We start from the raw sequence: 21,906 nt of genomic DNA on the forward strand, positions 1-21,906 counted from the left end.
ATGTCATCCAAGGGTGCGCTGTGGCTGGTCGCGCGGTTCCCCGCCCCCCCTTCGGGGCGCGGCCGGACCGCACGGGTGCGACGCGGCGTTACGGACGTTGCCTGGGCCCCGGGCCGATGGCCGTGACCGTCGTGCGGACCAGCGCGCGCAGCCACCCGTGGCCGCTGTCCGCCTCGTGGCGCGGGTGCCAGGCCATGCGGATCTCCAGCGGCGGCAGGTCCAGCGGCACCTCGAAGGTCCGCAGGCCGAGCGCCGCCGCGGCCGGTCCGCCGAGCCGCTCGGGGAGCAGGCCGACGGCGTCGGTGCCGTTCAGGATGTGAAGGGCGGAGGCGAAGGTGGGGACGGCGGCGACCACGCGCCGGCGCAGGCCGTGCGCGGCGAGGGCGGCGTCGACGGGGCCGGTGAGGCGGCCGCGCCGGGAGACGGCGAGGTGGCCCGCGGCGGCGTAGCGGCGCGGGGTGACGGGCCGCCCGTCGAGGAGCGGGTGCCCGGGGCGGGCGACGCCCACCATGCGGTCCTCCAGGAGCGCCTCGACGCGGATCTCCGGTTCGTCGCGGTCGATGACGCCGATCTCCAGGTCGATGCCGCCGTCGCGCAGGGGTGCCAGCCCGGCCGGGCCCTCGGCGAGGAAGCGCAGGGTGACCTTGGGGGCCTCGCGGGCGGCCCGGTCGATGAGCGGGGCGGCGAAGGCCAGGACCTGGCTGTCGTGGGCGCTGAGGGTGAAGGAGCGCTCCAGGGCGGCGGGGTCGGCAGGCTCCTCGGCCGTGAAGAGGGAGCGGGCGTCGTCGAGGAGCGCGCGCACCCGGGGGCGCATGGCCAGGGCCCGGGGGGTGGGGACCATGTGCCGTCCGGCGCGGACGAGGACGGGGTCGCCGAGCGCGCGGCGTATCCGGCCCAGGGTGCGGCTCATGGCCGGGCCGGAGAGGCCCAGCCGGTCGGCGGCCGCGGTGACGGACTGCTCGGCGAGCAGCGCGTCGAGGGCCGTGAGCAGGTTCAGGTCGAGCCGGGGCGGGGTTTCCTCACCGCGGGTTCCACGGCCCCCACCTGGTTCTTCGCGCATGGCGCAAGTATCGGCCGCAGGCCTGGCCCGGGGAAGCGGCCGGTGGCGGTCCGCTCAGGAGGGGGCGCCGGAGCTGAAGCGGCGCAGCAGCGGGGAGAGCACCAGCACCGACTTGGTGCGCTCGACGAACGGCTCTCCCGCGATGCGCTCCAGCACGCGCTCGAAGTGGCGCATGTCGGAGGCGAAGACCTGGACGATGGCGTCCGCCTCACCGGTGACGGTGGAGGCGGACGCCACCTCGGGGTAGCGCGACAGGCCGCGGTGGATCGCCTCGGGCGAGGTGTTGCGGCGGCAGTAGATCTCGATGAAGCCCTCGGTCTCCCAGCCGAGCGCCGCCGGGTCCACGCGGACGGTGAACCCGGTGATGGCGCCCTCGGCCCGCAGCCTGTCCACCCGCCGCTTGACGGCGGGTGCGGACAGGCCGACCTCGGTGCCGATGTCGGCGTAGGAGCGGCGGGCGTCCTCGGCCAGGGCATGGACGATGCGTTGGTCGAGATCGTTCATCTGTCGCACTGCGGGTGGATCACTTCTCTAGAGGTACCTGTGCTTCCCGGGCGAGCCGCGAGCGGCTCTTCCCGTACATGAAGTAGATCACAAGACCCACGGCCATCCAGCCTCCGAAGTACTGCCAGGTGGTGCCGGGCAGGCTGAACATCATGTACACGCACAGTCCGAAGCCGATGGCCGGGAAGACCGGGGCGAGCGGCAGCCTGTGCGAGCCGAAGGGCACCCGCACCCCGGCCAGCGGGGCCCGGAAGCTGCGCTTCATGTCGGGGCGGGTGAAGAAGAGCACGATGACGGCCACGTTGACCAGGGCGAACGCGAAGAGCGTGCCGATGCTGGTGGCGTTGGCGAGCTCGCCGAGCGGCACGGCCGCGGCGAGCAGGCCGCAGAAGACGGAGACGATCACGGTGTTGGCGCGGGGCACCCCGGTCTTGGCGTGGACCTTGGAGAAGGTCTTGGGCACGAGCCCGTCGCGCGACATCGCGAAGAGGATGCGGGTCTGGCCGTAGAGCACGGTCAGGACGACGCTGGCGATGGCGATGACGGCACCGGCGGCGAGGAGCACGGCCCAGAAGCTCTGGCCGGTGACGTCCTTCATGATCCCGGCGAGCGCGGCCTCGGAGCCCTCGAAGTCGCCCCACGGCATGGCGCCGACGGCGACGGCCGCGACGAGCACGTAGAGGGCGGTGACGATGAGCAGCGAGAGCATGATCGCCTTGGGCAGGTCCTTCTTCGGGTCCTTGGCCTCCTCGCCGGCCGTGGAGGCGGCGTCGAAGCCGATGTAGGAGAAGAAGAGGCTGGCGCCCGCGGCGCTGACGCCGCCGAGGCCGAGCGGCATGAACGGCGCGTAGTTGCCGGCGCGGACGCCCAGGAAGGCGACGGCGCAGAAGAGCAGCAGGGCCGCGATCTTCACGCCCACCATGATGGTGTTGGCGCGGGCGCTCTCCTTGGCCCCGCCGAGCAGGAAGGCCATGCAGAGCAGGACGACGAGCAGCGCGGGCAGGTTGAAGTAGCCGCCGTCCTCGCCGGGCGGGTTGGCCAGCGCGGCGGGGATGGTCACGCCGATCGTGCCGTCGAGCAGTTCGTTGAGGTACTCGCCCCAGCCGACGGCGACGGCCGCGACGGAGACGCCGTACTCCAGGATCAGGCACCAGCCGCAGACCCAGGCGACGATCTCGCCGAGGGTCGCGTAGGCGTAGGAGTACGAGGAGCCGGAGACCGGGATGCTGCCGGCCAGCTCCGCGTAGGACAGGGCCGAGAAGAGGGCCGTGAGGCCGGCGATGACGAACGAGACGACGACGGCCGGCCCGGCCTTGGGCACGGCCTCGCCGAGCACGACGAAGATGCCGGTGCCGAGGGTGGCGCCGATGCTGATCATCGTGAGCTGCCACATGCCGAGCGAGCGGCGCAGCGAGCCGCCCTCGCCCTGGCCGCCCTCGGCCACCAGGCGTTCGACCGGCTTGCGCCGCATCAGACCGGCCGCGAAGGCGGCGGCCGGCCGCGGGGACGAGGGCTTCTCGTCGCCTGCGGTGGGGGGCGCTGTGCCCTGGTCCAACACTGGGGGCTCCATTCGTCGCTGCCTGTCGAGGGCGGAGGGGCCCCGGCAGGCCCGACGGCCGCCCGAGGGGTGCGCCGGCAGGGCAGAGCGAACCCGTTGCATGAGGGGGACCGCGAGCAAGCGGTATCCGCCACTCCACGTACAGCGCAGACCCTACGAGGTGGGTACCTGCGCTCGTAATGCACCATTCTTGCGTATGCCCGTCCGATCATTGCGCGTGGGGGTCCGGAACGGGCGATCGTTGCACGTCACATCATGAATCGGTACATGTCGGCGTCCGGAGGGTCGGAACGGGACAGCTCGGAGCCCCTCCGGGAGGGGTGCGCAGTGGCCGAAAAGTGCTGGAAACGCAACACGGCGGGGCGCGGCCCGAAAGGCCGCGCCCCGCCGTGCGGGGTCCTGCGGGAGATCTACTGCCAGCTGGCGTGCAGCGGCTTGCCCTCGGCGTAGCCGGCGGCGCTCTGCACCCCGACGACGGCGCGCTCGGCGAACTCCTCCAGGGAGCCCGCGCCCGCGTAGGTGCAGGAGGAGCGGACGCCCGCGATGATCGAGTCGATCAGGTCCTCGACGCCCGGGCGGGCCGGGTCGAGGAACATGCGGGAGGTGGAGATGCCCTCCTCGAACAGGGCCTTGCGGGCCCGGTCGTAGGCCGACTCCTCGGAGGTGCGGTTGCGCACGGCGCGCGCGGAGGCCATGCCGAAGCTCTCCTTGTACAGCCGGCCGTCGGCCGACTGCTGGAGGTCGCCCGGGGACTCGTAGGTGCCCGCGAACCAGGAGCCGACCATGACGTTGGACGCGCCGGCGGCGAGCGCCATGGCCACGTCGCGCGGGTGGCGGACGCCGCCGTCGGCCCACACGTGCTTGCCGAACTTCTTCGCCTCGGCGGCGCACTCCAGCACCGCGGAGAACTGCGGGCGGCCCACGCCGGTCATCATCCGGGTGGTGCACATGGCGCCGGGGCCCACACCGACCTTGATGATGTCCGCGCCGGCCTCGATGAGGTCGCGCACGCCCTCGGCGGCGACGATGTTGCCCGCGACGATCGGGACCTGCGGGTCGAGGGCCCGCACGGCCTTGACCGCGCTGATCATCGACTCCTGGTGGCCGTGCGCGGTGTCCACAACGATCGTGTCGGCGCCGGCCGCCAGCAGGGCCTTGGCCTTGCCGGCCACGTCGCCGTTGATGCCGACGGCGGCGGCGATGCGCAGCTTGCCGTCCGCGTCGGTGGCGGGGGTGTAGAGCGTGGCGCGCAGCGCGGCCTTGCGGGTGAGGATGCCGACGAGCTTGCCCTCCGCGTCGACGGCGGGGGCGACCTTGCGGTGGCCGGCGTCGAGGCGGTTGAACGCCTCGCGCGGGTCGATGTCGGCGTCGAGGAGCAGCAGCTCCTTGGACATGACCTCGGACAGCTGGGTGAAGCGGTCCACACCGGTCAGGTCGGACTCGGTGACGACGCCGATCGGGCGGTGGCCGTCGTCGACGACGACGCCCGCGCCGTGCGCGCGCTTGTGCAGCAGCGACAGCGCGTCGGCGACGGTCTGGGTGGGGGCGAGGACGATCGGGGTGTCGAGCACCAGGTGGCGGCTCTTGACCCAGGAGATGACCTCGGTGACGACATCGAGGGGGATGTCCTGCGGGATGACCACCAGGCCGCCGCGGCGGGCGACCGTCTCCGCCATGCGGCGGCCGGCGATCGCGGTCATGTTGGCGACCACGAGGGGGATGGTGGTGCCGGTCCCGTCGGGTGCGGACAGGTCGACGCCCTGCCGGGAGCCGACCGCGGAGCGGCTCGGCACCATGAACACGTCGTCGTACGTCAGGTCGTACGGCGGCTTCTGATCGTTAAGGAATCGCATACTGGCTCTCTCACCTGCGGTTTTGAGTACAAAGCGGGTGGGGAGTCAGCACCGAACCAGCGCCGGATCGGGCTGAGGTTCCTGGACCCATCATCCATGATGCTGCCGCGTACTGGCCAATGGGCATCACATTCTGTGATTTCGGCCAGCCGGCGCGGCCCGGGCCTGTGTCTTCTACCAAACGGACTTTTGGGACGTCGCGCGCCGCTCGGCGGTGGTCGGCCGCTCCTCGGAGCAGCTCCCTTCGCCTGGGCACGGCCAAGGCTGAGCAGGTCCTGCGGCGCCTCACCCGCGGCGGGCCCGAGCACCCCGCTTACCGCGCGCTTGAGGAACTCGGGCGGACGGTACGGACGCCGCCGGTGCCCTGCGGGCTCACAGATCGTGCCGGCGGACGGCGACCACAGCGACGACTGCTGCGGCGAGGGGCCAAGCCGCGTACGCGATCCACGACCCGCTGATGGTCGCCGGGTAGGGGGCCGATCCGAAGGGGTCGCCCACCTGCACCAGCCGTTCCCACGCACTGCGGGGCAGCGCGTGAAGGACGGCGGACGACCAGCGGTGGCGGTCGTTGAGGAGGAACGGCAGCAGCAGGAGAATGCCGGTGAACGTCACGAGGGTGGCTGCGGTGTGCCGGATGAGGGCGCCGAGGCCCATCCCGATCAGTGCGCACAGCGGAGCGAGCAGAGCGGACGCCGTGACGGCGCGGAGCACGCCGGGGTAGTCGAGGGGCAGGCCGATGCCCCGGCCGGACAGGATGGCCTGTGTCACGCCGAACGAGGTCCCCGCGACGACCGTGCCGTAGACGAGCATGACCCCCGTGACGACGGCCATCTTGGCCGCTACGACCGATCGGCGGGCCGGTACTGCCGCGAAAGTCGTGCGGATCTGTCCGCTGCTGTACTCGCCGACGACCGTGAGGGCGCCGATGCTGCCGGTGGCGAGTATCAGGACCATGCAGGCGCCGATGGTGAAGGCGTCCCGCATGGCCCAGATCGGAACGAAGAGAGCCCGGATCCCTTCGTCGTAGGTCGGCCAGTTGGTGTAGTCCGCGACGGCCGCGCTGACGTTGATGGCGATGATGACCAGCGCGCCGGCCCCGAACGCCCAGGAAAGGGACCGCAGCGACCAGAGTTTGATCCACTCGGCGGCGAGGAGGTCCCGGAAGCGGGCGCCGGGCTCGGCGGCGCGCACGGCGGCCGAGACTCCCGTGTGCTGTGTGGTGGTCGAGGTCATCGGGATTCTCCTGCGAGGTATTCGACGCTGTCCGCGGTGAGTTCCATGAACGCCTCCTCCAGTGAGGAGGCACGGGTGGCCAGTTCAAGAAGCACGATGCGGTGGTGGGAGGCGAGTTCCCCGATGCGAGCCGCGCTCAGGCCGGTCACGGTGAGCCACTTCTCGGCGCCCGAGCCGTCCGGCTGTACCGAAGCGCCCTCGGCTTCGAGCGCAACTGCCAGCGCGGTGAGGTCGGGTGTCCGCACGGTCACGCTCCGGCGGGTGCCGCGGGCCGCGAACTCCGTCACGCTCTCGTCGGCGATCAGCTCGCCCCGGCCGATGACGATCAGGTGCTCGGCGGTGTTCTGCATCTCGCTCATCAGATGGCTGGAGACGAACACGGTGCGCCCCTCGGCGGCCAGCCGCCTGAACAGGCCGCGTACCCACCGCACGCCCTCCGGGTCCAGGCCGTTGACCGGCTCGTCGAACAGCAGCACCGGAGGGTCGCCGAGCAGAGCCGTGGCGATGCCGAGCCGCTGCTTCATGCCCAGGGAGAACCCGCCGATGCGGCGCCGGGCCGCAGGGGCCAGTCCCACCTCCTCAAGGACCTCGTCCACCCGGCGCCGCGGGATACCGTTGCTGCGGGCCAGAGCGGACAGATACGCCACTGCGCTGCGACCGCCGTGGACGTCATGGGCGTCGAGCAGGGCGCCTGCATGGCGCAGGCCGCGCGGATGGTTCCGGAACAGGTGACCGTCGATGGTGGCGGTGCCGCTGGTGGGTTCGGTCAGGCCGAGGAGCATGCGCAGCGTGGTGCTTTTGCCGGCACCGTTGGGCCCGAGGAACCCGGTGACGTGCCCGGGGCGCACGGTGAAGGTCAGGCCGTCGACGGCAATGGTCTTGCCGTATCGCTTGGTCAGTTCGTTGACTTCGATCACCCGGCCAACGGTGCCGGGGAGAGCACCCGTTTGGCATCGGTCCGTCGGCTGCACTCGCGGGCGAGCTTGTATCCCGTGGGCGTACGCCCACGGGCCAATGTTCCGCCGCTGGTCAGGCGATTACGATCGCCCCATGTCCGCCAAGCCGCGTCCCCTGCTGTCCTGGCACCTGCGGCCGGCCGCGCGGGCGGCCCTGGCCTGGTGCGGGGCGATCGCCTACCCGTTCGCACTGTTCTTCGCAGCACGCGGCACGCCTTTCGACTCCCCCGGCTTGCCCTTCGTGTCGGCGGCCGCGGTCACGGTCCTGCCTCTCGGACTGCTGCACCGCCGCCCACTGCCGGCCCTGGCACTGATGCTCCTGGGTACGTACGTCACGGCGACGACAACCCCGTTCTGGCAGGTCGTGTATCTGCTGGTTCTGGCGAACGACCTCGCCGCCGGATACATCGTGGCCACCCGGCCTCGCCGCATCGCGGTCACCGCTGCCGTCCCGACGCTCGGCGTACAGATCGCCTTCGCCGCACGCCTCGGGACCGGGACGGACGGCTTCGCCCGCACGGTCGTGGTCCTCGTACTGGCGCTCGCCGCCGCCTGGATGACCGGCCATTCGGTGCGCGAACGCCGCGAGCACGCCGCGGCGCTGCGCTCGCAGACCGCCGCCCGGGCCGTCGCCGCAGAACGGCTCCGGATCGCCCGTGAGCTGCACGACATGATCGCGCACAGCATCGGCGTCATCGCCATCCAGGCAGGCGTGGGCCGCCGGGTCATCGACACACAGCCGGACGAGGCGCGCAACGCGCTGGCCACCATCGAAGACACCAGCAGGGAAACCCTCGCCGGGCTGCGGCGCACCCTGGGCGCACTGCGCCGCACCGAACCGGGCCCTGGGGCGGAGGCCGCGCCGCGCGAGCCTGCCCCGGGGCTGGCCGACCTGGACCGGCTGACCGCGTCGACGAAGGACGCGGGCGTCCATGCCGACGTGCGGTGGCTCGGAGAACGACGGCCCCTGCCCCCCGACATCGACCTGGCCGCCTTCCGGATCGTCCAGGAAGCACTCACCAACGTCGTACGCCACGCGGACACCCCCGACTGCCGCGTCACCATCGGCAACCAAGACGGCGAACTGACCATCGAGGTCGCCGACGACGGCCGCGGCGGCCTCACCTCCGGCACCGGATACGGCATCACCGGGATGCGGGAACGCGTCAGCCTGCTACGCGGCCAGTTCACCGCCGGCCCGCGCCCCGAGGGCGGCTTTCGCGTGGCAGCCCGGCTCCCCCTCTCCGAAGGAGTGCACATCTCATGACGGTCCGCGTCGTGCTCGTCGACGACCAGCCATTGGTCCGCAGCGGTCTGCGCGTCTTGATGGCCGACGCCCCTGACATCGACGTCGTGGGAGAGGCCGGAACCGGCGCCGAAGCGGTCCAGTTGGTCCGGGACACCAAGCCCGACGTGGCGGTGATGGACATCCGCATGCCGGGCATGGACGGCATCGAGGCCACCGGGCTGATCACGGCAGCCGCGGGAGCGACGCGCGTCCTCATCCTCACCACGTTCGACGACGACGAGTACGTCTACGGCGCGCTCCGAGCGGGTGCGAGCGGGTTCCTCGTCAAGGACATGGCACTGGACGACATCCTCGGGGCGATCCGCGTGGTCGCCGCCGGAGACGCCCTGATCGCCCCGAGCGTCACGCGCCGCCTGATCGCAGAGTTCGCTGCCCGCCCCGAACCGGCCCCGCGTCCACGACCGGTCGGGAACATCACCGAGCGGGAACGCGAGGTACTGGCCCTCATCGGACGCGGCATGTCCAACAGCGAGATCGCCGCCCATCTCCACATCAGCGTGGCCACGGCAAAGGCACACGTAGCACGGCTACTCACCAAACTCGAAGCCCGCGACCGGGTCCAACTCGTCATCACCGCCTATGAAATCGGCTTGGCAACGCCATCTCGGTGAAACACCAGGCACCGCAGTCGCCGAAGCGCGACGGCCCAAGGCGCCCAGCCTGGGCCGGGCCGCCCTCGCGGCGGCCGACGAGGACCCGGAGGAAGGCCCGGCCAACCTCGCCGACCGCCTGGCCCTGGAGATGCGCCTGCTGATCAGCGCGCTCGGCAAGCACACCGTCACCGACCTGACCCGGAGGACCTCTGGACGGGCGGCTGACAGGACGGCAACGGCCGGGCGACATCCGGGAGCGGGACGTCACCCGGCCGCGTACGGGCCCGGTCAGCGGTAGGAGTGCTCCGGTGCGGGGAAGGCCCCGGAGACGACGTCGTCGGCGAAGGCCCGAGTGGCGTCGGTGAGCACGGTCGCCAGGTCCGCGTACTTCTTGACGAACTTGGCCGGCCGTTCGGTCAGTCCGGCCATGTCCTGCCAGACGAGGACCTGGGCGTCGCAGCCGCCGCCGGCGCCGATGCCGATGGTCGGGATGGACAGCGCGTCGGTGATCCGCTGCGCCAGCTCGGCCGGCACGCATTCGAGGACGACGGAGAACGCGCCGGCCGCCTCCAGCGCCTTGGCGTCGGCCATCAGCTCCTCCCCGGCCTCACCGCGGCCCTGGACCCGGTAGCCGCCGAAGGTGTTCACGGACTGCGGGGTCAGCCCGAGGTGGCCCATCACGGGTATGCCGGCCTCGACCAGCGCCCTGGCCTGGGCCTCCACCCGGCGCCCGCCCTCCAGCTTGATCGCGTGGGCGCCGCTCTCCTTCAGGAACCGGGCGGCGCTGGTGAGGGCCTCGGCGACCCCGGTCTGGTACGAGCCGAAGGTGAGGTCGGCGACGATCATCGCGTGCTCCGTGGCGCGCACCACCGCCGAGGTCAGGGGGATCAGCTCGTCGACGGTCACCGGGAGGGTCGACTCGTGCCCGAAGACCACCATCCCCGCCGAGTCCCCGACGAGCAGGACGGGGATCCCCGCCCGGTCGAAGATGCTCGCGGTCATGCAGTCGTACGCGGTGAGCATGGGCCACTTCTCACCGCGGCGCTTGGCCTCGGCGATGTCGCGGACGGTGACCCGGCCCTTCTTCCGCCCGCCGTACAGCGCGGTCGGCTCGGCGTCGGAGGGCGTGGGGAGTACTGCGGACATGAACGGCTCCAGAAGATGAGGAGGACGGCCTGGCGGCCGGCCGGCACCTGTCCGGAAGGACCGGTGGCCACTGCACGGAGATCGTTCCAGCGGTCTCAACTCTTAGTCAATCCTAGAAGATTGACAGGAAGGGCCAAGGAATTGCTTAGCTCTCAGCTGGTGCGGGCGGCCCGCGCGGGCACGGCGGAAACACGACGGCCCGCCCAGGCCGCTCTCGGCGGCCTGAACGGGTCGTGGAGGAAGGAGAGGCGTGCTACGCGCCGTCGGGGTCGGTCCGGTCCAGCGCGGGCCGCGGGCCCGGGCCGGTCTCCAGCAGCAGGTAGTCCGCAGCGGCGGTGTCCGTCACCAGGCTGGTGACCAGCCCGGAGCGCAGCACCGCGCCGATCGCCGCCGCCTTGCGCAGCCCGCCGGCGATGGCGACGACCTCGGGTATGCGACGCAGCCGGTCCGCCTCGACCGTGATGCAGCGCTCCCCCAGATCGCGGCCGATGCGGCGGCCGTCGGCGTCGAAGAGGTGCGCGGACATCTCGGCGGCCGCGCCCAGGGAGGCGTAGTGGGCGCGCTCCTCCTCGGAGAGCATGTCGTAGACGGTGGAGATGCCCGGCGCCCAGGAACCGATGGAGACGGCCGCGACGGTGACCTTGTCGAAGTACTCGAAGGCCCGGGCGATGCCCGTCTGGCCGCGCAGCGCGGCGGCGGTCGCGGAGTCGGGCAGCAGCATCGGCGCGTAGATCGGGTGCGCCTCGCCGCCCGACACCTGCGCCGCGCGGCGCACGGCCTCCACCGAGCCGCGCTCGGCGGTGCCCGCGTCGTAGACGCCGGTGAGCTGGACGACCGTGCAGGGCGGCAGCCGGTGCAGGGCCGCGGCCATGTGGATCGTGGAGCGGCCCCAGGCGAGGCCGAGCACGTCGCCCTCGTTCACCAGCTCGCCGAGCAGGTCCGCGGCCACCTCGCCGAGGTTCTCGGGGTCGGGCGCGTCGTCGGCGGCGTCGGCCGGGGACTCCACGACGACCGCGTGCCGCAGGCCGTAGCGGGCGCGCAGGGCGTCGGAGCGCTCCGCGTCCAGCTCGGCGGGCACCCGGATCTCGATCCGGACCAGATCGCGCTCGAGCGCCGTCTCCAGCACCCGGGCGACCTTGAAGCGGCTCACGCCGAACTCCTCGGCGATCTGGATCTTCGACTTGCCCTCGAGATAGAAGCGGCGGGCCATGGCCGCCGCCTGCACCAGCTCGGCGGGCCCCATCGGCGTGGCTGAACGGCCCGTCGACACCGCGGTCTCCTCACTTCTGTGTTCCAGCTGTGGACTCGACCGTCATCCTGTCAGATGCGGCGGTCCTTGATCAGGCCCTGCCCGCCGCCCTCAGCAATTCGGGCGAGGACGGGGGCCGGTTCAGTGGGCGCAGGCCCAGGGCGCCCCGGCCGTGGCGCTCTCCGCCTGCGCGCGCAGGGACCGTACGGCCGCCGCCGGGTCATCCGTACCGTAAACGGCGGATCCGGCCACGAAGACGTCCGCGCCCGCCTCGGCGCAGCGCTCGATGGTCTCCGCGGAGACCCCGCCGTCGACCTGCAGCCACATCTCCAGGCCGTGCCGGGAGATCAGCTCACGGGTGCGGCGGATCTTCGGCAGCATGATGTCGAGGAACGCCTGGCCGCCGAAGCCGGGCTCGACCGTCATGATCAGCAGCATGTCCAGCTCGGGCAGCAGGTCCTCGTACGGCTCGATCGGCGTCGCCGGCTTGAGCGCCATGGACGCCCGCGCCCCCTTGGCCCGGATCTCCCGCGCCAGCTTCACGGGCGCGGCCGCGGCCTCCGCGTGGAAGGTGACGGAACCCGCCCCGGCCTCCACGTACTGCGGCGCCCAGCGGTCCGGGTCCTCGATCATCAGGTGGCAGTCCAGCGGGGTGTCCGTGGCCCGGCCGAGCGCCTCCACGATCGGCACGCCGAGCGTGAGGTTGGGGACGAAATGGTTGTCCATGACGTCGACATGGAGCCAGTCGGCGCCCTTGACCGCCTCCGCCTCGGCGGCGAGGCGGGCGAAGTCGGCGGAGAGGATGCTGGGGTTGATCTGCACGGCCATGCCTCAAGACTGCCATGCCGCTGCCGCGGGGGTGACACGGGTGCCCTCCGGCCGGCGCCGGGGCCGCTGCGGGGGTACGCCGGGTACGAGGTTGCGCCCCCATGGCCCCGCCGGCCGCTGCGCGGCGGTGTCCTCAAACTCCCCCGGCTACTGCTGGGGGAGTTTGAGGACGCGCCCGCAAGGCGCTTGCCGCCGCAGGCGGCAACGACGGGCCGCGGCCGCAGTCCCCACCGGGCCGGCCCTAGACCCGCCGCAGCAGCGCCAGATACATCGCGTCCGTACCGTGCAGGTGCGGCCACAGCTGGACGTCGGGGCCCTCGCCCAGTGCCGGGACGCCCTGCATGAGGGGGCGGGCGTCGATCCACTCGGCGCGGACGCCCTCCCGCTTGAGGACGTCCTTCACGACCGCCCCGGTCTCGGCGGGGTGCGGCGAGCACGTCGCGTAACCGACGACGCCGCCGACGCGGACGGCGCGCAGCGCCTCCCGCAGCAGGTCGCGCTGGAGCGACGCGAAGCCGGCCAGGTCCTCGGGCCGGCGGCGCCAGCGGGCTTCGGGGCGGCGGCGCAGGGCGCCGAGGCCGGTGCAGGGCACGTCGACCAGGACCCGGTCGAAGACGCCCTCCCGCCACGGCGGGCGGGTGCCGTCGGCGGCGATGACCTGGTACGGGCCGGGGTTGCCGGCCAGGGCCCGCTCGACGAGGCGGGCCCGGTGCGGCTGCTTCTCGGAGGCCAGCAGCGCCGCCCCCCGCTGCGCGGCGAGCGCGCCGAGCAGGGCGGCCTTGCCGCCGGGGCCCGCGCAGCCGTCGAGCCAGCGGCTGTCCGGACCGTCCAGGGGCGCGTTGGCCAGGGCGAGGGCCACGAGCTGGCTGCCCTCGTCCTGCACGCCCGCCCGGCCCTCGCGGACGGCGTCCAGGGCGCCCGGCTCACCGCCCTCGGCGAGCCGCACGGCGTGCGGCGACCAGCGGCCGGGCAGCGCGGAGTCCTCGCCGACGGCCGCCAGCAGTTCCTCGGTGGTGGCCCGGCCGGGGCGGGCCACCAGGGTGACCTCGGGGCGTTCGTTGTCGGCGTCCAGCAGGTCCTCGATGCCGGCCCGGCCGCCGCCGAGGGCGTCCCACAGCGCGGAGACGATCCAGCGCGGGTGGGAGTGCACGACGGCGAGGTGCTGCTCGGGGTCCTCCTCGTAGGGCGGGGCGACCTTTTCCAGCCAGCTTTCGAGGTCGTGCGCCGTGATCTTCCGCAGGACGGCGTTGACGAACTTGGCCCGGCCGTCCCCCAGCACCACGCGGGCGAGCTCGACGCTGGCCGAGACCGCGGCGTGCGGCGGGATGCGGGTGCCGAGCAATTGGTGGGCGCCCAGGCTCAGGACGTCCAGCACCGGCGGGTCCACCTCGCGCAGCGGCCGGTCGATGCAGGAGGCGATGATCGCGTCGTACGTGCCCTGGCGGCGCAGCGTCCCGTAGACCAGCTCGGTGGCGAGGGCGGCGTCGCGGGTCTCGAAGCCCTCCTGCTCGCGGGCCTTGCGCAGCAGCGGCGGCAGCACGAGGTTCGCGTACGCGTCCCGCTCGTCCACGGCCCGCAGCGCCTCGAAGGCGAGGATCCGCACCGGGTCCTTCTTGGGCCGGCGGTAGGGCTTTGCGGGGCGGCGGGGGGCGCGATCGTTCACGAAAGGTGCTCCGGAGCTGAGTGGTGAAGGGGTCCAGCCTACGCTGTCGCCCTCACTCCCCGCCGAGCCGCTCGTCGGCACCGATCCGCACGCCGCGGGCCCAGTCGGCGGCCTTCATCGGCTTCTTGCCCTGCGGCTGGACCCACAGCAGCTCGACGGCGTGCGAGCCGGTGCCGAGGTGGACGGAGTTCTTGGCGGCGCCGATCGCGCCGGGGGCGAGGTCCGTGCGGTCGGGGGCGAGGGCGACCGCCATCACCTTCAGCCGCTCGCCGCGGAAGAGCGTCCAGGCACCCGGCGCGGGGGCGCAGCCGCGCACGACGCGGTCCACGCGCAGGGCGGGGGCCGACCAGTCCAGCCGGGCGTCCTCGACGCTGATCTTCGGGGCGAGGGAGATGCCCTCGGCGGGCTGCGGCACGGCCTGGAGGGTGCCGTCCTCGATGCCGTCCATGGTGGCGGAGAGCAGCCCGGCGCCCGCGAAGGCGAGGCGGGTCAGCAGGTCGCCGCTGGTGTCGGTGGGCCGCACGTGCTCGGTGAGCACCCCGTAGACGGGCCCGGAGTCCAGGCCCTCCTCGATGAGGAAGGTGGAGGCCCCGGTGACCTCGTCGCCGGCGAGGATCGCGTGCTGCACGGGGGCGGCGCCGCGCCAGGCGGGCAGCAGCGAGAAGTGCAGGTTGACCCAGCCGCGCGCGGGGATGTCCAGCGCGGGCTTGGGCAGCAGGGCGCCGTAGGCGACGACCGGGCAGCAGTCGGGGGCGATCTCGGTGAGCCGGGCGAGGAAGTCCGCGTCGCGGGGCCGCTGCGGCTTGAGCACCTCGATGCCCGCTTCCTCGGCGCGCTCGGCGACGGGGCTGGCGACCAGTCGGCGGCCGCGCCCGGCGGGGGCGTCGGGGCGGGTGACGACGGCGACGACCTCGTGCCGGTCCGAGGCGATCAGGGCGTCGAGGGCGGGGACGGCGACCTCGGGGGTACCGGCGAAGACGAGCCTCATGGGTGGCGAACTACCTCTCATCGGGCGCCGAGGGGAACGGCGCACCAGTCTAGAGGGCCGCGCCACCAGGGGGCGTACGGGCTGTCGCGCGCCCCCTTCCAGCGGATGTGCGCCCTCATACCGTGACCCGGCGGGCCGTGGCGCGTTGTGGTCAAGAGAGATTGACCGAAACGGGCCGCTGCTGCGGCCCGATTCCGTTACTTGTCAACTCTCGTCCTTTTTTAGTCCTTTTACCCCGCCGGTCCGAGAGGCTTCTTCATGGCCGACCACGCAACCCACGACGCCCAGGCACGGGCCAGCCTGCATCTTCTGGTCCGGGACATCGAGCGGGTGCGCAGGCAGGTGGACGCCCTGCGCACGCTCACCGCTCAGCTGGGCAACGTCTACCGCCCGCGGCGCACCGGCCCGTCCGCCGGCTTCGTCGTCTACGGGCGGGCCCCCGCGCCGACCGTCCGGCTGGCGCAGGAGCTGCGGGACAGCGTCGAGACACTGGTGACGGCCGCGGTCGACTTCGACCGGTCGCTGGGCTTCTCGTGGGACGCGGTGGGGTCGGCGCTCGGCGTCACCAAGCAGGCCGTGCACCGCCGTTACGGCGCGCGCCGCACCAACGGGCAGGCCGCAGCCGAGAGCGCGGAGGCGGTGCGCGCCGCCGAGCCGGCGCCGGTGCCGTCCGTCCCGGTGGTGCCCGCCGCCCGCTCCGTACCCGGCCAGCCCGCCGCGCTCGCCCACCGCGAGGAGCCGAGGCCGCCGGCCTTCCCGGGCCCGCGCAACGGCTGACGACCGCCGCCGGAGCGGCACGGTACCCGGGGGCGGCCGGCTCAGCCGATGTCCGGTGGGTCGATCCGCAGCCGCACCGGCTCGCCGTCGCGGCGGGCCAGCCGGGCCGCCCGGGCCGCCTTGAGCGCCGCCGCCAGCTCGCCGCCCTGGCCTGGGCGCACCCGGAGCAGCGCCCGCTCCCAGCGCTCCCCCGGCGGCGCGTCGCCGGGGCGCCGGGGGCGGCCGGGGGCCGTGACCGGCAGCGGCACGGGGCCCAGCACCTCGGTGCCGGCCGGCAGCTCCGCCGTGGCGATCAGATCCGCGACGGCCTCCGGGGGGCCGGCCACCGACGCCATCCGGGACACGGGCGGGAAGCCCAGCTCCGCGCGGTCGGCCAGCTCCCGCACCGCGTGCCCGGCCGGATCCCAGCGGACGAGGGCCTGAACCGGCCGCAGCGTCGGCTCGGCGACGACGACCACCGTCCCGCCCGCCTCCTGGCTGCGCACCAGCGCCGCCGCGCCCAGCCAGCGGCGCAGCGCCTCCTCGCCCGCCCGCAGGTCGGGGCGGCCGAGCATCGCCCAGCCGTCCAGCAGCAGCGCCGCCGCGTAGCCGCCCTCGGCGACCGGCTCGGCGCCCGGTGTGGAGACGATCAGCGCGGGCCGGCCGGGGACGGTGTCGAGGATGTGGTCGCGCCCGGAGGTCCGTACGGGGACGGCCGGGAAGGCGCGGCCCAGCTCCTCCGCCGTGCGGCCCGCCCCTACGATCTGCGCGCGCAGCCGGAACCCGCCGCACTCGGCGCAGTGCCAGTCCCGTGCCGCACGGGCGCACCAGCCGCAGTGCAGGGTGCCGTCACCGTCACGGGCCTCCAGCGGCCCGGCGCAGTGCCCGCACCGGGCCGGCTCGCGGCACCGCTCGCAGGCCAGGCGCGGCACGTAACCCCGGCGGGGCACCTGCACCAGCACCGGGCCGTGCTTGAGCCCCTCCCGGGCGGCCTGCCAGGCGAGCGAGGGCAGCCGGGCGGCCCGGGCGGCCTCGTCACGCGCCTGGTCGGCGTCGCCGACGGTACGGATGAGGGGGGCCGCGGCCCGCACCTGCTCGCGCGCCGCCGTGAGCGGCAGGGCCCAGCCGGTGTCGACGAGCTGGGCCGCCTCGACCGTGCAGCCGAACCCGCCGAGCAGGAACGCCGCCTTCTCGTGCGCGGCCCGCAGCAGCAGCACCTCGCGGGCGTGGGGCTGGGGGGCGTGCTGCTCGCTGTGGCTGGAGTCGCCGTCGTCCCAGATGGCGGCGAGGCCCAGATCCCGTACGGGGGCGAACATCGCGGCGCGGGTGCCGACCACGGCCCGCACGGACCCCCGGCTGACCGCGAGCCAGCGCCGGTAGCGCTCCTCCGGGCCCGTTTCGGCGGTGAGCAGCACGTGCCGGCCCGCGCCCAGCAGCTCCGTCAGCGCGGCGTCGACGCGGGCGGCGCAGCGGCCGTCCGGCACGACGAGGAGCGCACCGCGGCCCGCGGCCAGGGCGGCGGCGGCGGCCCGGGCCAGCTCCTCCGCCCAGTGCGGGCCGGGCAGCGCGGTCCACACCGCGCGCGGGGTGTCACCGCGGGCGACGGCGTCGAGGTAGGCGGGGCCGGTCGGATAGCGGGACCAGCTGCCGGGCTCCGGCCGGGCGGGCGGCGGCAGCGGCTCCGGCGAGGCGGCGGCCTCGGCCCGGGCCCGGCGCGGGGGCACGGCGAGCTGGACGACGTCGGCGAGGGTGCCCGCGTACCGGTCGGCGACGGCGCGGCAGAGGGCGAGGAGGCCGGGGCCGAGCACCGGCTCCGGGGACAGCACCTGGGCGATGGGGGCCAGCGGGCCGCGGTACTCGCTCTCGGCGAGCCGCTCGACGATGAAGCCGTTGTGCAGCTCCCCGCCTTCCCGGCGCCCCTTGGCGACGCGGGCCCCGAAGCGGACGCGCACCCGGGCACCGGGCCGGGCCTCGGCGTCCATGGCGGCGGGGACGGCGTAGTCGAAGAACTGGTCGAGGTGGATGAGCCCCTTGTCCACCAGGACCCGGGCCACCGGGAACTCCTCGGCGAGCGCGGCCCCCCGCCAGGTGCGCGGCTTGGCGCGCGGCACCTTGGCCTGCCGCACCGTTTCCCGTATGAGCGCAAGCTGCTCGGCGCCCTGCGGTTCCCCCACAGCCGGCTCCCCCGGTCCCTGCCGCCCGTTCTCGCTGCTCACAGCACCAAGTCTTAGCAGACCGCACTGACAGCGAACCCCCGGCGGGCAGTGGTTGCCGCCTGCGGCGGCGGTCGCCCTGCGGGCGCGTCCTCAAACTCCCCCAGCTAACGCTGGGAGGTGCCCCCAGACGGGCTGATTATGGCTGAGCTCAGCCGAATCAGCCCGTCCGGCGTTTGAGGACACCGCCGCGCAGCGGTGGTGCACGCCCCACAGCCCGCCGGCAAGGCCCCGGCGGAACGGCACAGCGTCACCGCCCTGCCCGAGCGCAGCGAAACGGCCCCGAACCGTTTCTGCGGTTCGGGGCCGTGCGCGAAGCGGTAAGGCTAGAGCCCCGCAGCCTTCTTCAGGGCCTCGACGCGGTCCGTGCGCTCCCACGTGAAGTCGGGCAGCTCGCGGCCGAAGTGACCGTACGCCGCGGTCTGGGCGTAGATCGGGCGGAGCAGGTCGAGGTCGCGGATGATCGCGGCCGGGCGGAGGTCGAAGACCTCGCCGATGGCGTGCTCGATCTTCTCGACGTCGACCGTGGCGGTGCCGAAGGTCTCCACGAAGAGGCCCACCGGCTCGGCCTTGCCGATCGCGTACGCGACCTGGACCTCGCAGCGCGTGGCGAGACCGGCGGCGACCACGTTCTTCGCGACCCAGCGCATCGCGTAGGCGGCCGAGCGGTCGACCTTGGACGGGTCCTTGCCCGAGAAGGCACCGCCGCCGTGGCGGGCCATGCCGCCGTAGGTGTCGATGATGATCTTGCGGCCGGTGAGGCCGGCGTCGCCCATCGGGCCGCCGATCTCGAAGCGGCCGGTCGGGTTCACCAGCAGGCGGTAGCCCTCGGTGTCGAGCTTGATGCCGTCCTCGACGAGCTGCTTGAGCACGTGCTCGACGACGAACTCGCGGATGTCGGGTGCCAGCAGCGAGTCCAGGTCGATGTCGGACGCGTGCTGGGAGGAGACGACCACGGTGTCCAGGCGCACGGCCTTGTTGCCGTCGTACTCGATGGTGACCTGGGTCTTGCCGTCGGGGCGCAGGTAGGGGATGGTCCCGTTCTTGCGGACCTCCGACAGGCGGCGCGAGAGCCGGTGCGCCAGGTGGATCGGCAGCGGCATCAGCTCGGGCGTCTCGTCGCAGGCGTAGCCGAACATCAGGCCCTGGTCGCCGGCGCCCTGCTTGTCGAGCTCGTCCTCGTCGCCCTCGACGCGCTGCTCGTAGGCGGTGTCGACGCCCTGCGCGATGTCGGGGGACTGCGCGCCGATGGACACCGACACGCCGCAGGAGGCGCCGTCGAAGCCCTTCTTGGACGAGTCGTAACCGATCTCAAGGATCTTGTTGCGCACCAGAGTGGCGATCGGCGCGTACGCCTTGGTCGTCACCTCGCCGGCCACGTGCACCAGGCCGGTGGTGATCAGGGTCTCGACGGCGACCCGGGAGGTCGGATCTTCCTTCAGAAGCGCGTCGAGAATGGTGTCGCTGATCTGGTCAGCGATCTTGTCGGGGTGACCCTCGGTCACAGATTCCGAGGTGAACAGGCGGCGGGACACATCGCTCCCTGGGGTTGCAGCGGCTGCTGGCTGATCATTGATGGACCCGGCCGAGAGCTGCGCTCGACGCGGATCCGGGTTCAGTTTATCCGGCGATCCGGCGCTTGGGGCATCCCGTGGCGCATCAGTAGGCGCGTGACCTGCAACACCCTGCACTCCGGCGCACCCGGAACGTCACCGCAGGCGGTCGGCGACGAGGTCCCAGACGGTGTCCGAGAGGACCTCCTTCGGCCCGAACGCGACCGGGGTCTCGGAGCCGTCGGGAGCCAGCACGACGGCCTCGCTCTGCTCGGCGCCGAAGGTCTTGCGCTCGCCCACTTCATTGACTACCAGCAGGTCACAGCCCTTGCGGGCGAGTTTGGCGCGCCCGTTGGCCAGCACGTCGTCGGTCTCGGCGGCGAAGCCGACGACCACCTGTCCGGGGCGCGCCCGGGCGGCCGACAGCTCGGCGAGGACGTCCGGATTCCGGACGAGCTCGACGGGCTCGGGTCCCTCGCCGTCCCGCTTCTTGATTTTGCCCTCGGCGTAGCGGGCGGGCCGGAAATCGGCCACGGCGGCGGCCATCACGACCACATCGGCGTCCGCGGCGGCCTTCAGGACGGCCTCCCGCAGTTGCAGCGCCGTGCCGACCCGCACCACGTCGGCCCCGGCGGGGTCGGGCAGCTCGCTGTTGGCCGCGACGAGCGTCACCCGGGCACCGCGCGCGACGGCGGTACGGGCCAGGGCGTACCCCTGCTTGCCCGAGGAGCGGTTGCCGAGGAAGCGCACCGGGTCCAGCGGCTCGCGGGTGCCGCCCGCGCTGATGACCACGTGGCGGCCGGCCAGGTCGGCGGCCGGTGCCTGGGGGCCGCGGGCCAGCACCCGGCGGCAGACCTCGAAGATCTCCCCGGGGTCCGGGAGCCGGCCTTTGCCGGTGTCGACGCCGGTGAGGCGGCCGACGGCGGGCTCGATGACGACGGCGCCGCGGCGGCGCAGGGTCGCCACGTTCTCCTGGGTGGCCGCGTTCTCCCACATCTCGGTGTGCATGGCGGGCGCGAAGACCACCGGGCAGCGGGCGGTCAGGAGCGTGTTGGTCAGCAGGTCGTCGGCGAGGCCGTGCGCGGCCTTGGCCAGCATGTCGGCGGTGGCCGGGGCGACGACGACGAGCTCGGCCTCCTGACCGATCCGCACGTGCGGCACCTCGTGCACGGAGTTCCACACCTGGGTGGCGGCGGGGTGCCCGGACAGCGCCGACCAGGTGGCCTCGCCCACGAAGTGCAGCGACGCGGCGGTCGGCACGACCCGCACGTCGTGACCGGACTCGGTGAGGCGGCGCAGCAGCTCGCACGCCTTGTAGGCGGCGATCCCGCCGCTGACCCCGAGGACGACCTTGGGCTTGTCCATCGCTTCGCTTCTCCCCGCGCTGTGGTGCGCACGCCGTCCACCGGGCGTGCGTATGCCCTATGACACACCACAGGCCCGGCAGCTGCGCTGCCGGGCCTGTGGATGCGAAATCCTGGAGCTTACTGGGCCGGGGCCTCGATGGCCTCGGAGGTCAGCAGACCCGCGTTGATCTCGCGGAGCGCGATGGAGAGCGGCTTCTCGTGGACGTGGGTGTCCACCAGCGGGCCGACGTACTCCAGCAGGCCCTCGCCGAGCTGCGAGTAGTAAGCGTTGATCTGACGCGCGCGCTTGGCGGCGTAGATGACCAGGCTGTACTTCGAGTCGGTTGCCTCGAGCAGCTCATCAATCGGCGGGTTGATGATGCCCTCGGGCGCGGTGATGGAAGAGGACACTGTCTGCCTTCCGAAAGGGGTGAAGATCAAGAACTTTGGGGCATGGGGGCTGCCCCCGGTTCAACGGAGCAAGGCTAGCAGCTCGCGCGCCACGTCCTCGACGGAGGTGTTGACCAGGGTGACGTCGAACTCGGACTCCGCGGCCAGTTCCACCTTCGCGGCGGCCAGCCGGCGCTCGATGACCTCGGGCGACTCCGTGCCCCGGCCGGTGAGCCGGCGGACCAGCTCCTCCCAGCTCGGCGGCGCGAGGAAGACCAGCAGGGCCTCCGGCATCGAGGTGCGGACCTGCCGGGCGCCCTGGAGATCGATCTCCAGCAGCACCGGCTCACCCGCCGCCAGGCGGTCGAGGACCGCCTGGCGCGGGGTGCCGTAACGATTGCCGGCGAACTCGGCCCACTCGAGCAGCTCGCCGTTGGCGACGAGCTTGTCGAACTCCTCGTCGTCCACGAAGAAGTAATGGACACCGTCCCGCTCGCCGGGGCGCGGCTTGCGGGTGGTGGCCGAGACCGAGAGCCAGACCTCGGGGTGGGCCTTGCGCATATGGGCGACGACCGTGCTCTTGCCGACCCCGGAGGGGCCGGAGAGCACGGTCAGCCGCGGTTGTCCGGCCGGGGGAACGGGGGACGTCCCCCGGGAGACTGCAGTACTCATGCAGCGATTATCCCGGTTCCCGGGAGTGCCTGGGAA

Annotated in this window: 20 protein-coding genes; 4 read left to right on the forward strand and 16 right to left on the reverse strand. The window is 73.1% G+C overall.

The features are described from left to right. Positions 1-88: 88 nt before the first annotated feature. The 4 genes from ABZ951_RS00935 to ABZ951_RS00950 all read right to left on the reverse strand — a co-directional run bounded on the left by ABZ951_RS00935 (position 89) and on the right by ABZ951_RS00950 (position 4,975). The gene (locus tag ABZ951_RS00935) at positions 89-1,060 is read right to left on the reverse strand and encodes a LysR family transcriptional regulator (protein ID WP_344087717.1); all 972 of its coding nucleotides are present in this window, start codon (positions 1,058-1,060) and stop codon (positions 89-91) included. A gap of 54 nt (positions 1,061-1,114) precedes the next feature. After that, positions 1,115-1,564 (reverse strand): Lrp/AsnC family transcriptional regulator, encoded by a 450-nt coding sequence (locus tag ABZ951_RS00940; RefSeq protein ID WP_344087714.1) that lies wholly within the window; start codon positions 1,562-1,564, stop codon positions 1,115-1,117. Between the two features lie 19 nt (positions 1,565-1,583). Beyond that, complete coding sequence (locus ABZ951_RS00945; protein WP_344087711.1) at positions 1,584-3,122, reverse strand: amino acid permease; 1,539 nt, start codon at positions 3,120-3,122, stop codon at positions 1,584-1,586. 410 nt (positions 3,123-3,532) lie between these two features. Next, entirely contained in the window at positions 3,533-4,975 is a 1,443-nt protein-coding gene (locus tag ABZ951_RS00950; protein ID WP_344087708.1) for a GuaB1 family IMP dehydrogenase-related protein, read from the reverse strand. Positions 4,976-5,094: 119 nt separating this feature from the next. Here ABZ951_RS00950 and ABZ951_RS00955 point away from each other — a divergent pair, with 119 nt between their 5' ends. Beyond that, positions 5,095-5,433, forward strand: coding sequence for a Tn3 family transposase (locus ABZ951_RS00955; protein WP_361278342.1), 339 nt, complete (start codon positions 5,095-5,097; stop codon positions 5,431-5,433). Here ABZ951_RS00955 and ABZ951_RS00960 read toward each other — a convergent pair. Both ABZ951_RS00960 and ABZ951_RS00965 read right to left on the reverse strand, forming a co-directional pair. Beyond that, positions 5,348-6,208: an ABC transporter permease gene (locus tag ABZ951_RS00960; RefSeq protein WP_344087705.1), complete on the reverse strand. Its 861-nt coding sequence runs from the start codon at positions 6,206-6,208 to the stop codon at positions 5,348-5,350. The genes ABZ951_RS00955 and ABZ951_RS00960 overlap by 86 nt on opposite strands. Continuing rightward, positions 6,205-7,125, reverse strand: coding sequence for an ATP-binding cassette domain-containing protein (locus tag ABZ951_RS00965; protein ID WP_344087702.1), 921 nt, complete (start codon positions 7,123-7,125; stop codon positions 6,205-6,207). The genes ABZ951_RS00960 and ABZ951_RS00965 overlap by 4 nt, the downstream gene beginning before the upstream one ends. A gap of 133 nt (positions 7,126-7,258) precedes the next feature. On the opposite strand from ABZ951_RS00965, the gene ABZ951_RS00970 reads away from it, so the two are divergent. Beyond that, positions 7,259-8,431 (forward strand): sensor histidine kinase, encoded by a 1,173-nt coding sequence (locus ABZ951_RS00970; protein WP_344087699.1) that lies wholly within the window; start codon positions 7,259-7,261, stop codon positions 8,429-8,431. Continuing rightward, positions 8,428-9,084, forward strand: coding sequence for a response regulator transcription factor (locus tag ABZ951_RS00975; protein ID WP_344087696.1), 657 nt, complete (start codon positions 8,428-8,430; stop codon positions 9,082-9,084). The genes ABZ951_RS00970 and ABZ951_RS00975 overlap by 4 nt, the downstream gene beginning before the upstream one ends. 270 nt (positions 9,085-9,354) lie before the next feature. Here the strand turns inward: ABZ951_RS00975 and panB are convergent, their stop codons facing one another. From panB to fmt, 5 genes are all read right to left on the reverse strand, one after another. Further along, positions 9,355-10,212, reverse strand: coding sequence for a 3-methyl-2-oxobutanoate hydroxymethyltransferase (gene panB / locus ABZ951_RS00980; RefSeq protein WP_344087690.1), 858 nt, complete (start codon positions 10,210-10,212; stop codon positions 9,355-9,357). Between the two features lie 253 nt (positions 10,213-10,465). After that, on the reverse strand, positions 10,466-11,455 hold the full coding sequence (locus ABZ951_RS00985) for a sugar-binding domain-containing protein (protein ID WP_344088054.1): 990 nt from the start codon (positions 11,453-11,455) through the stop codon (positions 10,466-10,468). 147 nt (positions 11,456-11,602) lie between these two features. Next, positions 11,603-12,289: a ribulose-phosphate 3-epimerase gene (rpe, locus tag ABZ951_RS00990; RefSeq protein WP_344087687.1), complete on the reverse strand. Its 687-nt coding sequence runs from the start codon at positions 12,287-12,289 to the stop codon at positions 11,603-11,605. A 241-nt stretch (positions 12,290-12,530) separates the two neighbouring features. After that, a complete protein-coding gene (locus ABZ951_RS00995) occupies positions 12,531-13,952 on the reverse strand; it encodes a transcription antitermination factor NusB (RefSeq protein ID WP_344087684.1) in 1,422 nt (473 codons plus the stop codon). A gap of 52 nt (positions 13,953-14,004) precedes the next feature. Next, positions 14,005-14,940 carry a methionyl-tRNA formyltransferase gene (gene fmt, locus ABZ951_RS01000; protein WP_344087681.1) on the reverse strand — a complete coding sequence of 312 codons (936 nt, stop codon included), beginning with the start codon at positions 14,938-14,940 and terminating at the stop codon, positions 14,005-14,007. A gap of 258 nt (positions 14,941-15,198) precedes the next feature. On the opposite strand from fmt, the gene ABZ951_RS01005 reads away from it, so the two are divergent. After that, a complete protein-coding gene (locus tag ABZ951_RS01005) occupies positions 15,199-15,717 on the forward strand; it encodes a hypothetical protein (RefSeq protein ID WP_361278350.1) in 519 nt (172 codons plus the stop codon). A 41-nt stretch (positions 15,718-15,758) separates the two neighbouring features. Here ABZ951_RS01005 and ABZ951_RS01010 read toward each other — a convergent pair whose 3' ends face one another. From ABZ951_RS01010 to gmk, 5 genes are all read right to left on the reverse strand, one after another. Further along, positions 15,759-17,912: a primosomal protein N' gene (locus tag ABZ951_RS01010; protein WP_361278353.1), complete on the reverse strand. Its 2,154-nt coding sequence runs from the start codon at positions 17,910-17,912 to the stop codon at positions 15,759-15,761. Between the two features lie 323 nt (positions 17,913-18,235). Beyond that, entirely contained in the window at positions 18,236-19,444 is a 1,209-nt protein-coding gene (metK, locus tag ABZ951_RS01015; protein ID WP_344090328.1) for a methionine adenosyltransferase, read from the reverse strand. 174 nt (positions 19,445-19,618) lie between these two features. Beyond that, positions 19,619-20,827 carry a bifunctional phosphopantothenoylcysteine decarboxylase/phosphopantothenate--cysteine ligase CoaBC gene (gene coaBC / locus ABZ951_RS01020; RefSeq protein ID WP_344090326.1) on the reverse strand — a complete coding sequence of 403 codons (1,209 nt, stop codon included), beginning with the start codon at positions 20,825-20,827 and terminating at the stop codon, positions 19,619-19,621. Between the two features lie 119 nt (positions 20,828-20,946). After that, the gene (gene rpoZ / locus ABZ951_RS01025; RefSeq protein ID WP_004948662.1) at positions 20,947-21,219 is read right to left on the reverse strand and encodes a DNA-directed RNA polymerase subunit omega; all 273 of its coding nucleotides are present in this window, start codon (positions 21,217-21,219) and stop codon (positions 20,947-20,949) included. A gap of 60 nt (positions 21,220-21,279) precedes the next feature. Beyond that, on the reverse strand, positions 21,280-21,870 hold the full coding sequence (gene gmk, locus ABZ951_RS01030) for a guanylate kinase (RefSeq protein WP_344090324.1): 591 nt from the start codon (positions 21,868-21,870) through the stop codon (positions 21,280-21,282). Positions 21,871-21,906 lie beyond the last annotated feature (36 nt).

The sequence above is a fragment of the Streptomyces sp. NPDC046215 genome (assembly GCF_040646215.1).
Taxonomy (GTDB): domain Bacteria; phylum Actinomycetota; class Actinomycetes; order Streptomycetales; family Streptomycetaceae; genus Streptomyces; species Streptomyces stramineus.

What these genes read in the sequence shown, in the direction of transcription:
- ABZ951_RS01005 (WP_361278350.1), top strand. Translation starts at nt 15,199, where the DNA reads ATGGCCGACCACGCAACCCACGACGCCCAGGCACGGGCCAGCCTGCAT.
- panB (WP_344087690.1), bottom strand. Translation starts at nt 10,212, where the DNA reads ATGTCCGCAGTACTCCCCACGCCCTCCGACGCCGAGCCGACCGCGCTG.
- ABZ951_RS00960 (WP_344087705.1), bottom strand. Translation starts at nt 6,208, where the DNA reads ATGACCTCGACCACCACACAGCACACGGGAGTCTCGGCCGCCGTGCGC.
- ABZ951_RS00935 (WP_344087717.1), bottom strand. Translation starts at nt 1,060, where the DNA reads ATGCGCGAAGAACCAGGTGGGGGCCGTGGAACCCGCGGTGAGGAAACC.
- gmk (WP_344090324.1), bottom strand. Translation starts at nt 21,870, where the DNA reads ATGAGTACTGCAGTCTCCCGGGGGACGTCCCCCGTTCCCCCGGCCGGA.
- ABZ951_RS00950 (WP_344087708.1), bottom strand. Translation starts at nt 4,975, where the DNA reads ATGCGATTCCTTAACGATCAGAAGCCGCCGTACGACCTGACGTACGAC.
- ABZ951_RS00985 (WP_344088054.1), bottom strand. Translation starts at nt 11,455, where the DNA reads ATGGGGCCCGCCGAGCTGGTGCAGGCGGCGGCCATGGCCCGCCGCTTC.
- ABZ951_RS00955 (WP_361278342.1), top strand. Translation starts at nt 5,095, where the DNA reads ATGGGCATCACATTCTGTGATTTCGGCCAGCCGGCGCGGCCCGGGCCT.
- coaBC (WP_344090326.1), bottom strand. Translation starts at nt 20,827, where the DNA reads ATGGACAAGCCCAAGGTCGTCCTCGGGGTCAGCGGCGGGATCGCCGCC.
- rpe (WP_344087687.1), bottom strand. Translation starts at nt 12,289, where the DNA reads ATGGCCGTGCAGATCAACCCCAGCATCCTCTCCGCCGACTTCGCCCGC.
- ABZ951_RS00970 (WP_344087699.1), top strand. Translation starts at nt 7,259, where the DNA reads ATGTCCGCCAAGCCGCGTCCCCTGCTGTCCTGGCACCTGCGGCCGGCC.
- ABZ951_RS00975 (WP_344087696.1), top strand. Translation starts at nt 8,428, where the DNA reads ATGACGGTCCGCGTCGTGCTCGTCGACGACCAGCCATTGGTCCGCAGC.
- ABZ951_RS00940 (WP_344087714.1), bottom strand. Translation starts at nt 1,564, where the DNA reads ATGAACGATCTCGACCAACGCATCGTCCATGCCCTGGCCGAGGACGCC.
- fmt (WP_344087681.1), bottom strand. Translation starts at nt 14,940, where the DNA reads ATGAGGCTCGTCTTCGCCGGTACCCCCGAGGTCGCCGTCCCCGCCCTC.